Annotated in this window: 13 protein-coding genes; 5 read left to right on the top strand and 8 right to left on the bottom strand. The window is 34.9% G+C overall.

The window, feature by feature from the left end:
• Nucleotides 1-6 precede the first annotated feature (6 nt).
• Entirely contained in the window at nucleotides 7-1,698 is a 1,692-nt protein-coding gene (locus ACTJIV_RS02005; protein WP_336377874.1) for a DUF6909 family protein, read from the top strand.
• Between the two features lie 100 nt (nucleotides 1,699-1,798).
• Here ACTJIV_RS02005 and ACTJIV_RS02010 read toward each other — a convergent pair whose 3' ends face one another.
• Nucleotides 1,799-3,178: an aspartate kinase gene (locus ACTJIV_RS02010; protein ID WP_111954352.1), complete on the bottom strand. Its 1,380-nt coding sequence runs from the start codon at nucleotides 3,176-3,178 to the stop codon at nucleotides 1,799-1,801.
• A gap of 248 nt (nucleotides 3,179-3,426) precedes the next feature.
• On the opposite strand from ACTJIV_RS02010, the gene ACTJIV_RS02015 reads away from it, so the two are divergent.
• Both ACTJIV_RS02015 and ACTJIV_RS02020 read left to right on the top strand, forming a co-directional pair.
• Nucleotides 3,427-3,897, top strand: a complete 471-nt coding sequence (locus ACTJIV_RS02015) for a DUF1572 domain-containing protein (RefSeq protein WP_440625291.1) — start codon at nucleotides 3,427-3,429, stop codon at nucleotides 3,895-3,897.
• A 160-nt stretch (nucleotides 3,898-4,057) separates the two neighbouring features.
• The gene (locus ACTJIV_RS02020) at nucleotides 4,058-5,899 is read left to right on the top strand and encodes a M1 family metallopeptidase (protein WP_440625293.1); all 1,842 of its coding nucleotides are present in this window, start codon (nucleotides 4,058-4,060) and stop codon (nucleotides 5,897-5,899) included.
• Nucleotides 5,900-6,116: 217 nt separating this feature from the next.
• On the opposite strand, the gene ACTJIV_RS02025 is transcribed toward ACTJIV_RS02020, so the two are convergent.
• Nucleotides 6,117-6,719: a hypothetical protein gene (locus ACTJIV_RS02025; RefSeq protein ID WP_440625295.1), complete on the bottom strand. Its 603-nt coding sequence runs from the start codon at nucleotides 6,717-6,719 to the stop codon at nucleotides 6,117-6,119.
• Between the two features lie 248 nt (nucleotides 6,720-6,967).
• Here ACTJIV_RS02025 and ACTJIV_RS02030 point away from each other — a divergent pair, with 248 nt between their 5' ends.
• Both ACTJIV_RS02030 and ACTJIV_RS02035 read left to right on the top strand, forming a co-directional pair.
• Nucleotides 6,968-7,726, top strand: a complete 759-nt coding sequence (locus ACTJIV_RS02030) for a type III pantothenate kinase (RefSeq protein ID WP_440625297.1) — start codon at nucleotides 6,968-6,970, stop codon at nucleotides 7,724-7,726.
• A gap of 27 nt (nucleotides 7,727-7,753) precedes the next feature.
• Nucleotides 7,754-8,293, top strand: a complete 540-nt coding sequence (locus ACTJIV_RS02035; RefSeq protein ID WP_440625299.1) for a GNAT family N-acetyltransferase — start codon at nucleotides 7,754-7,756, stop codon at nucleotides 8,291-8,293.
• Between the two features lie 42 nt (nucleotides 8,294-8,335).
• On the opposite strand, the gene ACTJIV_RS02040 is transcribed toward ACTJIV_RS02035, so the two are convergent.
• The 6 genes from ACTJIV_RS02040 to ACTJIV_RS02065 form a co-directional block, all read right to left on the bottom strand.
• A complete protein-coding gene (locus ACTJIV_RS02040) occupies nucleotides 8,336-8,767 on the bottom strand; it encodes a nucleoside deaminase (protein WP_111954364.1) in 432 nt (143 codons plus the stop codon).
• Nucleotides 8,768-8,769: 2 nt separating this feature from the next.
• Nucleotides 8,770-9,396 (bottom strand): hypothetical protein, encoded by a 627-nt coding sequence (locus ACTJIV_RS02045; protein WP_228452625.1) that lies wholly within the window; start codon nucleotides 9,394-9,396, stop codon nucleotides 8,770-8,772.
• 56 nt (nucleotides 9,397-9,452) lie between these two features.
• On the bottom strand, nucleotides 9,453-10,373 hold the full coding sequence (locus tag ACTJIV_RS02050) for a helix-turn-helix transcriptional regulator (RefSeq protein ID WP_111954366.1): 921 nt from the start codon (nucleotides 10,371-10,373) through the stop codon (nucleotides 9,453-9,455).
• Nucleotides 10,374-10,598: 225 nt separating this feature from the next.
• Nucleotides 10,599-11,081, bottom strand: coding sequence for a hypothetical protein (locus ACTJIV_RS02055; protein ID WP_440625302.1), 483 nt, complete (start codon nucleotides 11,079-11,081; stop codon nucleotides 10,599-10,601).
• 326 nt (nucleotides 11,082-11,407) lie between these two features.
• Entirely contained in the window at nucleotides 11,408-12,055 is a 648-nt protein-coding gene (locus tag ACTJIV_RS02060; protein WP_440625303.1) for a hypothetical protein, read from the bottom strand.
• Between the two features lies 1 nt (nucleotide 12,056).
• Nucleotides 12,057-13,079, bottom strand: a complete 1,023-nt coding sequence (locus tag ACTJIV_RS02065; RefSeq protein ID WP_440625305.1) for a hypothetical protein — start codon at nucleotides 13,077-13,079, stop codon at nucleotides 12,057-12,059.
• Nucleotides 13,080-13,121: the final 42 nt, after the last annotated feature.

The following is a 13,121-nucleotide window of genomic DNA, read 5'->3' on the forward strand; positions in this document are numbered from 1 at the left end:
TATTTTATGACAAATTCTAGAGCTAGAGAAACAACGGAAGCAATTGAAAGATTGTATATTTCTATGAGACACCTCTTTTACAGAGGTTTTTTTAAACCTGCCGGTGTTTCTGGAGAAAGTATCAGAAGTTTGTTAAAGACTATCAATCCAGAGATTTATGGTACCATGAATATTCCTAATAAAATGGAATTAGATGGTTTGATGTACGTTTTAGACAGACTTCCGGAAGGGATTGAAGAATGTGCGTTTATTCATCTTACATCGGATGAAGGTTTTGATAAAGGAAGTTTCGAACCCATTGTCCCTAAAAAGAGAAGAAGAAACTGTTACAGGATAGATGAACACCAGATGAATATTGAAGTTCTTTTGGGACGTTCTGAAATTTATGACATTCTTACCCACTTAACATTCTTATTTATAGAAGCCGATAAAGTGAGAAACCTTGCTTTCATTCAGGATGAAAACTGGAAACCTACACGTGCTTTTAAAATTATCGAAGAAGTCGTAAAGGGAGAGAAAAAATTCAGCAGAAAAGAAAAAGAGGTTGCTCTTATTCATTTATCTTCTTTAATAGGAAGAACTTTTGAAGAAACCCTGAACGCTTACAATGCTTTTGGGGATGATGATAATCCAGACCGTTTATTCAAAATCATCTACAACTTAGGAAAAGTAAGTCTGGAAGATGCAAAACAGACGAGAGAAAGAGAGATTCATTTCAGTGCTATATTAAAGGAAAGAGTAGGGCATCACTATTTTGGTGAAAAATGGGCCAACAAAGTGAAAGAAGTTTTATTTGAAAACAATCTTCATATGCGTCCATTGCACATTATTTCTGCCAATATGCACTCAGTGAAAAATATGCTGTATGGAAATGATGCCTTAAAGAAAAAAGACAACAAAGAAGTAGATTACAAACTGTACGGAGAGATTTCTGATAAAAAAGAACTTCGCGACAAGGTTTCAAAATATGCTTTAGAGGAAGGTTTGATTTATATTAATGATAAGAGCGGAAGTAATATAGATGTTCAAATCATTGATTTAAGCAAAACAGACCTTAAAAACACTCCGTTCAGCGGTATAAAATATGGTGGAGACGATGTGATCATGGTTTTCGACTATGCTTTCGGAGAGCAGGCTTTTGAGGTAATGGATGAATTACTTAGACCTTTTGAGCATAAAGGAGAGGTGTATATGATGAAAGTGAAATCCGTTTCTATCATGGGTAAAGCCGGGATCCTTGCCGGAGGAAAAGGAGACATTATGATTCCTACTGCCCATATTTTTGAAGGAACAGCGGATAACTATCCTTTTGAAAATGCTTTAAAACTGGATGATTTTAAAGATGATGAACTAAAAGCGTTTGAAGGCCCGATGATTACTGTATTAGGAACATCACTTCAAAACAGGGATATCCTTTCTTACTTTATGAACACTTCATGGAAAGCAATTGGTCTTGAAATGGAAGGAGCACATTACCAGAAAGCGATTCAGGTGGCGTCTAAAATCAGACATCATATTGCACCGGATCTGTTTGTATGTTATGCGTACTATGCTTCGGATAATCCATTGGAAACAGGAAGTACACTTTCTTCAGGAGGCTTAGGCCTTACAGGAGTGAAACCTACTTATCTGATTACTTTAAGAATCCTTGAAAAGATCTTACACAGCGGAAAAAAAGAAATTCCGGCTAAAAAATAATTTGATTTTTAAATCATATAAAAACCTCAAATGTAAAATACACTTGAGGTTTTTTATTTTAGATTTCCTAGGACTAATTTTATATGTTCTCAGAAAATGCTTAATTGCATAATGCCTGGTTCAAAGCTATAATAGCTTTCTCATAATGCTCCCTTTTTACTACAAACTGCATGTTAACCTGCATGATGGACTGTGCATAACATTCGATATTAATATGATTCTCATACAGGGCTTTTGCCGCACGATATAAGAATCCGGGGGTAGCAATATTGGTTCCCATTGCACAGACTAATGCAACCGGAACTCCCGTTACCTGATAGAAATTTTGTTTGAGTTCCTCCAAAAGCTTTTCCGCGGCATTACTTTCCCAAATCACCATTGTTATTGAGTTTGCGTTTGTAGATTTCAATACATAACTTATATTATACTTTTGGAAATAGGTCATGATCTGGGCATCATAACCCACTTCACTTACCATAAGCGGATCATGAATTTCTATGGCCAGCATTTTTTTTGATCCGGAAACGATCTCAACACGGGCGTCAGGAGATACATAATTCTTTGATATCAAGGTACCGATATGATCCGGGTCGAATGTATTTTTAATACGGATATTAATTCCGGAGAGTTCTAATGGTTTTGCTGCCTTTGGGTGAATGGCTTCCATACCTATATCAGCCAGCTGGTCTGCAATGATGTAATTGGTCAGTCCTACCGGAACACAGTTTTCTACACCCACGATATTAGGGTCTGCGCTGGATAAGTGATATTCTTTATGAATAACTGCCTCATCAGCCTTTATATCTACAGCGACCTTACTGAAGGTAACTTCGGAATATCCACGGTCAAAAACCCTCATAATTCCTTCAGTTCCTTTAGTGTATCCGGTTGCTACACAAATTACATTTTTAAAATCTATTCCGCTGAATTCTTTTGTAATTCTTTCATCAATAGTAAGGGCTTCGTTATCATCAAATCCGCATAAATCCACAAATTTTGCGTTAATTCCTTTATTGTTGATAATATTAGTAGAATTCCACGCAGAATGGGCTTCCCCAATAGAGGCTAAAATTTCCCTTGCCGCAAGATGAATATCGTGAGCATTTACATATCCTGATGCCAAAACCTTACTCAGGCTGCTAAGCATTGTTTTTGCCTGCTCCACTCTGTTTGTTATAAATTCATTAGCTTCGGAAAGCTGAAGGCCAACATTCTCCAATCCTTCATTAATGGAAATCAGTTTTTGGCATACCTTATCGAGATCAGCCTTATAATCTTCACCGTTCAGAAACTTTTGATATACACCGGGTTCACCTGTTTTTTTATGTTCTAATAGCCAGTTTGTTACATTATTATAGGCGGAGACTACAAAAACCCTATTATAAAATTCTCCCTCCTTTCTTTTTCCAATAATTATATTGTAAAGAACATCCTGAAACTGAGACATGGAAGTTCCTCCTATTTTTTCTACGGTCAGCATTATAAAACTTTTTTTAATCTGCGAAAATAAGAAAATTAAGATGATTGGAGATACTGATCTGTAAGTCGCCTGTTTAATCTTTTAAAAAAATGCTTATGCTTTCCATTTAAATTCTAGAACCAGCCTTGTCAAGGTTTTAAACCTTGACAAGGCTCATGAATGATTAGTGCTTAAAATTGTGTATTAATTTGTCTGTGAGAAATTAAAAAAATAAATTAATTATCTTTAAAAAACATAAATTTTAAATAATGAGTTCAACTATACAGTTATCAAAAAGATTCAGGGAAGTCTTGCTTGATGGTTACTGGATCGCCAATACTAATTTTAAGGACAAACTCTCAGATGTAACATGGGAACAAGCCATTGCTAAAATAGATTCTTTAAATACAATTGCTATGCTTACTTTTCATATCCATTATTATATAGCCGGAATTGTTAATGTATTGGAAGGCGGTGAGCTTGAAATAAAAGATCAATTCAGTTTTGATCTTTCGCCTATTGAATCTGCGGAGCAATGGGAGGCGCTTTTAAATAGGCTTTGGACAGACTCAGAAAAGTTTGCATCATTAGTTGAACAGATGGCTGACAGTAAACTTGATGAGGTTTTCGTAGATAAAAAATATGGAACCTACAGAAGAAATATCGATGGAATGATTGAACATGCTTACTATCATTTAGGGCAAATCACATTAATTAAGAAAATGCTGACTCATCTATAATTTGTGTCATTAGTGTTTAAAAAAAGCAAAACCTGCACGAGCAGCTTAACCATCAGGAAGAAAACCCATCTAAAGTTATAACGGATTAAAAAGCTCTAAAATAGTCCCATATTTGAGGCTTTTACACAAATTACCTATCTTTAAAAAAAATAAATTTTAAATGAAAAAATCGGTTGCAATCATTTTTGCGTTTATCATTTCTCAATTTCAGGCTCAGCAAGGAGCTTACTATCAGCAAAGTGCGAAGTACAAGATGAATATTGATGTAAATGCTGAAAAATTTACTTACCACGGAAATCAGACCTTAGAATACACAAACAATTCGCCAGACGAGCTCAATGTGGTGTATTTCCACCTGTACTGGAATGCTTTTAAACCCAATTCCATGATGGATCAAAGAGTTGCAGGTCAAGGTAAAAATGGAGATTCAAGATTGCAAAAAGATGGGACTTCAAGATTAGCTTCCATTCCTAAAGATCAGGAAGGAGCACAAAATATTCACTGGCTTAAACAAAACGGAAAAGATGTGAAGTTTGAGATTCAGGAAACGATCATGAAGGTCTATCTGGCAGAACCGGTTAAGCCTAATTCATCTACAAATTTCACCATGGAATGGGATGCTGTGATTCCCCAGCAGATCAGAAGAAGCGGAAGAAACAACAGGGAAGGAGTTGACATGACCATGACGCAGTGGTATCCGAAAATTGCAGAGTACGATTATGATGGCTGGGCAACATTTGACTATATCGGAAGAGAATTTCATGCTCCGTTCTCGGATTTTGATGTTACCATCAAGATCAACAAAGACTATGTAATCGGAGCAGGAGGTATTCTTGAAAACCCGGCAGAAGTTAAAGGTTATGACACCAATGCAAAAATCAAAGCCGAAAAAGATAAGAAAGCAACATGGAGATGGACTGCAAAAAATATGTTGGATTTCGCATGGAGTGCAGACAGAGACTATGTTGTAAAGAGTTTTGACGTTCCGGAAGGGCCGAAAGTATTTTTAGTATATCAGCAGAATGAGAAAACAAAAGTTTGGGAAGAAGCACAGCCTTATGTCACCAAATATTTTCAGCTGATGAACAGCCATTTCGGGAAATATGTGTACCCTACCTATGCTTTTATCCAGGGTGGTGATGGCGGTATGGAGTATGGAATGTGTACGATGATCCTGGGAGAAGCTAAAGATATTAAAGGTTTAATGGGCTTAATGGCTCATGAAGGGGCACACTCCTGGTATCAGCAAATGCTGGCAACCAACGAATCTGTACGTCCGTGGATGGATGAAGGATTTACCAGCTATGCAGAAGGTTATGTGATGTATCAGCTGTTTCCGGAAGAACTTCCGAATCCTTTTGCCAATACTGTGAATGCATACAGAAATTTCGTTAAAAAGGGAATTGAAGAACCTGCCGTATGGCTGGGAGACCACCATGATAATGGGACTGCTTATACCTATGCTTCCTATGTAAAAGGGGAATTATACCTCGTACAGCTAGGCTACATTATGGGCGAGCAAAAACTTGCCGAAACCTTAAAGCAATATTATGAACAGTGGCATATGAAACACCCGTCCGACAGGGATTTTCTTCACATTGCACAGAAAGTTTCAGGAATGGATCTGAAATGGTTCCATAATTACTGGATCAATACCACAAAAACCATTGATTATGGAATCAAAGATGTGAAATACGATGCAAAATCTACAACCATTACTTTGGTTAATAATGGACAAGTTCCTATGCCTATTGATTTCAATGTGATGACTGCAGATAAAAAGATTGTTACTTATCAGATTCCTTTGAATATGACCCATACATGGAAGGAGAAAGATGTTTACGGCGACTTTAAGACGATGCCTTACTGGCCCTGGACTCAGAAAGAATATACGCTGACAATTCCTTATACGAAAGCTCAGCTGTCTGTTTTAGGAATAGATTTCAGCCAGAGAATAGCAGATGTCAATACGGATGATAATATTGTAGAAGTAAAGCAATAGATTATACAATTACAATAAAAACCCACAGAAAGTTCTGTGGGTTTTTTATTGTATTGAAGTCTTTCACTAAGTCTTTCAATTTGAAACCTAATGTCCGAATCACATATCTTTAGAAGCCTTCACGATTGACTTGTGAAGCAAAATTCACGATTCACAACCACATTATTACCGAAAACCCTCTCATATCTGAGATCTGATGTCTGAAATCCAAATACCTTTATTTTATCCCAAACTGCAGGACCATCCAGTGATTAGGATGATTTTTTACAAGATCATTTCTTAAAACCTCATCTTTTGTATTGAGGTAGCGGTATACTTTTAAAGGAACTGAATCCGGATATTCTTTTAGCCCCTGATCTACTGTAGCTTTAGCCTCTTCTTTCTTTCCTCCTCCGTCCAGGGCTTCAAATTTGTAGATATAAATAATAGCAGGTATTTTTCCATAAATATCTTTGGTTTCATTCTCTAATAATTTGATAGCCTCTATCTGGAATTCTGTATCAGGTGTCTTTCCAACCATAGAAGTGCGGCTGAGATGCTGCTGATACATCAGGAACAATAACAGGATATGAAGATTTTTCGTATCTGGATTGGAGGCCATTTTTTCAATTTTCTGAACTGTTTCCGGAGTCATTTCGTCATTTTCTGCCTGCAGGCTTTTAGTATAAAACTCGTCAAGAAGGTCATAAACAGCCTTGTCGTTCCGGTCAATCTTTGATTCCTGCTTTATTTTAAGGAATATATCTTTTACCTGGTTTCCGCTCTGGGCAAAAGTATTCAGGCTAATACAAAAGATTACAATCAGCATTAATTTTTTCATGGAAGCAGGATAAAAATATTTTCAGTCTTAAAGATAATTAAATGTTTCCAATCTTCTAAATTTCAGGCTCAGGTTTTCCTTATTAACATTCCAAAAATCTGCTTTGCTTGCATTTGCTATAAAAGCACAATTGTTTTTCAGTATTTCTTGTCCCGAATTCAGGTTAAATAATATAGATAATGCTTATTTTTGATGATAAAGGCTTATTTTTACAACCGTTTTTTAACCCAGACTAGCTTAAAAAATAAATGAATTCAATTGTAATCAACGTAGGGAACAGCAACATCAGATTCGGACTTTTCAATGGAGACAACTGTGATATTTCATGGGTGATCAACACGAAGCCGTACAGAACGGTAGATGAGCTGTATGTACAGATTCTCATGCTTTATCAGACCTACAAAGTAGAACCGAAAGATATCAGTAAAGTCATCATAGGATCTGTAGTACCGCAGCTTACCAAGGTCATGGGTTCGGCGATCAAAAAGATCCATGGTATTCAGCCTGTGATTGTAGACCGGTCTACGCCTTCGGGTGTTCAGGCAAAATCCAAACAGATGGGAACGGATATTTATGCCAATCTTGTGGCTGCCCATAATCTTTACCCAAACCGGAAGAAGATCGTCATAGATTTTGGAACGGCTCTTACGGCAAGCTGTGTAACAGAAACCGGAGAGACATTGGGAGTAATCATTGCCCCTGGAATTGTAACGTCTTTGAATTCATTGATCAGCCAAACTGCCCAGCTTCCTGATATTGAGCTGAAAAAGCCTAAATCCGTATTGGGTCTGGACACGGTAACCTGTATGCAAAGCGGCATGGTATACGGATTTCTGGGAATGGTAGAAGGTTTTATAGACCGCATCAACGATGAGGTGAATGACGACTGTTTTGTAGTCGCAACGGGCGGTGTTTCCCATGTTTATAAGCCTCTGACGGAAAAAATTCATGTGATGGACAGGCTCCATACGCTGAAAGGGCTTTATTTTTTAGGAAAAGACTTATAGGAAAACTCCAATGAACCAAAACGTATTATGAGAAAATTAAAAGAATTCCCGGTAATAGAAACGGAAAGATTAATTCTTTCCCAGCTGAAAGAAGAAGATCTTCCTTTTGTAACTGAATATCTTCAGGATAAAATTTTCTCAGATGTTACGTCCAATATTCCTTATCCTTATACTGGGGAACATGCCAAATTCTGGATGAAAATGTCCCGGGAATCCTTTGAAAACAATACAGGATATACTTTTGCAGTCCGAAATAAGGAAGGACAGATTTTAGGTGCCATTGGTCTTCACGACAGGGATGATGACAAAGCTGAGCTTGGCTACTGGATGGGAAAGCCTTTCTGGAACAAAGGATATATCACCGAAGCTGCTACAGCTTTAATTGATTTTGGGTTTAATGAACTACAGATTAATAAAATCTATGCAACTTATTTTTTAGACAATCCGGCCTCCGGAAGAATCATGGAAAAAATAGGGATGGAAAAAGAAGCTTTGCTAAAGCAGCATCTTAAAAAAGATGGCAAATACATTGATGTCATGATGTATTCTATCTTAAAAAACAAATAATGATTGAGTCTTTCGTGGAAGCGGGCATCAAATTCTAAAATATTATCTTTTGCTTTTAAAAAATTCTTTAACGATCGTTGAGCACTCATTTTCCATTACTCCGGTTACCATTTCTGTTTTGGGATGCAAGGAAAGGTGTTTGTTGATAAATCCTCTTTGCTCATCTCTTGCTCCAATTACGACTTTGGAAATCTGTGACCAGGCCAAGGCTCCGGAGCACATTACACACGGTTCAAGGGTTACATAAAGGGTACAGTTGATCAGATATTTCCCACCCAGAAAATTAGCGGCGGAAGTAATGGCCTGCATTTCTGCATGGGCAGTTACATCGTTTAATGTTTCCGTGAGATTGTGAGCTCTTGCAATGATGCGATTATTGGAAACAATGACACATCCTATGGGAACCTCATCTTTTTCCAGTGCAGCTTCTGCTTCCTGCAGGGCCATTTTCATATAATATTCGTCGGTAAACATTTTTAATCTTCAATAGTTAAGGTTAAAGGAAGCCTGAGGTAATACCTTACCGGATCTCCTTTGCTAACAGCCGGAGAAAATTTTTCCGAAACGGAATACAGTGCAATTTCAGCCTGTCTGTTGAAGGTGAAATTGTCTCCCTGTGCGTGTACATTACTGATACTGCCATCTTTTTCAACAATAAAACCCACATTTGTTTTTACTGTTTTGGTTTCAGTATAAACACCTCCGGTATAAAAAAGATTGGCAACTTCCTGTCTCAATGTATTAAATCCGCCAGGATAGTCGGCAGATTTATCAAAAACAGCAGTTTTCTCAATATTGTTTTCCGATATGCCTTTTGGGCTCTTCAGGGTCTGCAGGTCTTCAAGGTTTCTTACTTTCAGCAAAGCTCCTATCATGGCTACGTTTTCAATGCTGTCCATCTTTTTCATGAAAAGCATAAAATCAAGTTTTATATTGGCTTTTCTGAAAGAATCTGCTTCTGCGTCAAACTTCTTTTTAAATTCTGTATTCAGCATATTCCTGTGATGGTTATAATAGTTTTTAACCTGCCGGAATTCTTCCTTCTGCTGCGAAAAACAGAAAGAGTAAGTAATGCAAAACAGACAAAAGATTAAAGCTTTCAAAAGAGTATATTTATGTAAATATAATTAAAAAAATGAGAACTTTTTATCCTTTGATATCAGCTTTCGAGATAGCGGTTCAGAGATTCCTGGAGATGAGTCCGGATGTCATCAACTAAACATTTCGGTTCTAATACGGTGACTTCTTTTCCATACGAAAGAATCTCCTGCATAAAATCATAAGTAGGGTGGAGGAAGAACTCAAAATAAATCTCTTCAGGTGTTTCTTTGGTTTCTTTCTGAGACTGATGAAGCGGAAAACTTCTGATATACTCTCCCTGATGCCTGCTACATTTCATAATGATCTTCTGAGGATTTTGTTCTGCAAGATTCATAACCCCAAAAGCATTTTTGAAGTGTTCTCTGAAATTGTAGTTATACTTTTCACGGAATTTGCTGTCGCTCACATCCAGATAATTGACCCTATCTAAACCGAATGACTTTAAGACTTTATCTTTAGTATCAATTGCGATGAGGTACCATCTGTCCTTGGATTCTTTCAATGCCAGGGGATGCACTTTCCGTGAAGTCATCACTTTATTTTTATAGTTGTAGTGCTCAAAACTTACGACTCTCTTGTTACGAATAGCAAAGAAAAGGTCATAAAAATGTTCTATGCCGGTTGGTTTTCTGCTTTCAAAAAAGATAAAATCTGAAAAATCCGGATGAAGATTCAGGGCGTTGCTTACCTGAAAGGATTCTAGTAACTTTTGGTTGTATTCGTCCACTTCCATGATCGGGCGGCTCTCAATATAATACCTGTTATCCCCTTTCTTTTTATTGTGAATGGAAAGATTAAAAAGATCGGAAATCTCACGAATGTCTCTCTGCAGCGTACGGATCGAGTAGCTCTTGATCCCTGCATCCTGAAATTCGAAAGAGTTTAAAAGATAGTCCTCCAGCTGGGAATAGGTAGCCGGAGAACTTTCTAATCTTTTGATAATTAAGGCATACCTTGTCAGATAAAAATCTTTTTTCATTCGTCTGTATTTTATGAGCGACATTGCCGCGTTTCATGGTAAAATTTTATAAGACAAATATATAGGGTTAATGCGACAAAACGTGTCGTGTTTTATTTTTTTGTGGTACTTGTAGGAAAGTTTTTAATAATTTAAGAACCAAGGTTGTAAAATAATGTAATGTTCAGAATAAAAAACCGCAAAGTGTTTTAACTTTGCGGCTAGATTTTATTGAATAGTTCAAAATCATGAGACTTTACTCTGCGAGAAATGTTTTTTCAGAAACAAATAAACAGAAATACTGCTTATAAAAATTGCAGGTAAAATTGCATATAATAAACTAATTTCTAAAGATTCTTCTTTTTGATTTGATCTTAATATTATATTGAAAGGAAATCCCCTACTATAATATATAAGGTATTTAATAAGAATATATGATAGAAAAACAGAAATAATATATGAATAAAATGTATTTAATTTTTGAAATGTTTCTATTATCAAGAACATAATTACAGGTAAAAGAAAATACATTGGGAATCCATCAAACCAACCAAAAATACCATTTAAAGGGCTTAAAAGTATTTTACCTATAAATTCCCAATTTACAGGCCATTCCCTATACCATTGTTCAAGAGATTGTAAAATTAATCCAAAAACTAAATAATAAACGATAATATGAATTATCCAAATTTTTAAATATAATGTAAACCTGTTTTTTTTATATGACATGAATTATTTTTTTAAAGTATTCTTTCTTGGAATCAAATTTCCTCCAGTGTTGACATTAACACCTATGCCAAATACGGCTATTTTTCCTGTCTTCAAATTTTTGAAAGAATAGATAGAGTATTCATCAATAATTAAAGTGAGATAAAAATAAAGAACCTTTTGCTTTTATTTGATCGAAAAGCTGCATAATTTATTTTGCTTTTTGAAATTTTATATTATAATTTTTTTCAAAAGTCTATGCCTCCTGTGTATAATAAAGCCTAATTAAACTGTTATTAATTTACGCAATATTAAAAAAGCTGCAACTAATTGTTGCAGCTTTGGTATTAATTTTTCTTTTGATTTGGAAGAATATCTTTCTTAAACATATTTAGTATCATATTCTCTTTTTCCTCTGACCAGTCAAAATTTTGATATTCTTCATTGGTAAAATTGTATCTATTCCACCCATCATCTGGAAAAGCAATATATTTTTTAAATTGTCCAGCCTTTTTAAATAATAGAATAATTTTTGGATATTTCAATTGTACACAATCACAACCAATTGTATTTCTTTCAACTATACGATATAAATCATAAGTTTTATGATAATTAAATAGAATATCTGATAATTCTATTTTTTCGTCTTCAGTTAACATCCTGACTGAGTTATGATATTTTCCTTCTATATAATTTCTAGGTTCTTCCAGATCTTTTATAAATATGGGGGTTGCTATATAAATGGAGTCATATTCATTAAAAGGGTAAATTTTTAAACGATTTTTTAATGGAATATTAAACATTTTAAGATAGTGTGGCTTTCCTAACATATATGAAGGTGTAGAGGAATTATTGTTTTTCTTATCAATCAGCTCTTCAGAAAATATTTTACATTTTTTTTTACAGTTAATTAGCCTGGCATCGTCTAAGTTGGATTTTATATTCTGTGTGTAAAAACAAACTGGAAAAATTAAAAAATATATTAAAGATTTCATTTTATTTTTTTTTAGGTGTTAACTCTGGATTTCTTTTAATGATTTGGGTTATTAATAAGTCATATTGAGCTTTTCCTTCGTGCTGTATATAAGCTTTTTCAAATTTTTTAGAATGATATAATTGATTGTCATTAATTTTTTGTATTTGTGAAGGTGTGAAGTTTTTCTTTCTTTCAAAAAGATCATATATCTTGCTTTTATGCATACTATAAAGCCATAGATCTTTTTTTGTAACTATTTGCTTTTTACTTGCTGTATCAAAATAATACCATCCATCATCACTTAACCATGAAGATGGGAGAGTAAGATATTCATTCAAAATTGATCCAAAATCTCTAACAAATGGATTAGTTGGAGGGAAATACCTACTTGTTTCAATTCTAGTGAAATTGGAATTTGCAAAAATTTTCATTTTTTTATCGGTTAACTTTGCCAATTCTGTTAAAAAATCTCTATCATCTGCCTCATCACAAGCAACAGAAAAGAAATTAGCATTATCCAACATCTGGCTAAATAACAAACGAAGACTAATATACGACTTTACTTCTTTTAAAAGTAAACCTCCATTAAAATATTTTTCAGTCTCTTTTCTAAGATCTTCAAAGAATTGATTGTCAATTGAAATCAAATCTTTTTTTGGAAAATTATCGTAAGATTTTGTTAAAATAGATAAAAAATTAGCATTTAAAACTACTCTTGTACTATCGGGATAAGTATGGTCTGAAAAAGCATTACCATGATGCACTATTATAATATTTTTAAAATGAAATCTCTTTGCAAGATCAACAAAACTTTCATAATTAGCAAAGCTTGGAATATGTCTGACTTCCCATATTGTATTATAGGTGTCATCAAATTGTGCTTTTCCATCAGCCTCTAAAGCTATTATTAAGTTTACATTCTTCTTTTTCTGTTGCTGATCATCCACAGAATCTTCAAAAAAATCTCTCTCTTTTCTGTCTTCTCTTTCTTCATCAGCCATTGTTTTTGCACTGTAAATACCTATTGGTCTATAATTATACATGATTCTTTGATTTAGTAAATCAGGCGGCGTAAAGAGCCGCCT

The sequence above is a fragment of the Chryseobacterium sp. 22532 genome (assembly GCF_052044665.1).
Lineage (GTDB): Bacteria > Bacteroidota > Bacteroidia > Flavobacteriales > Weeksellaceae > Chryseobacterium > Chryseobacterium lathyri.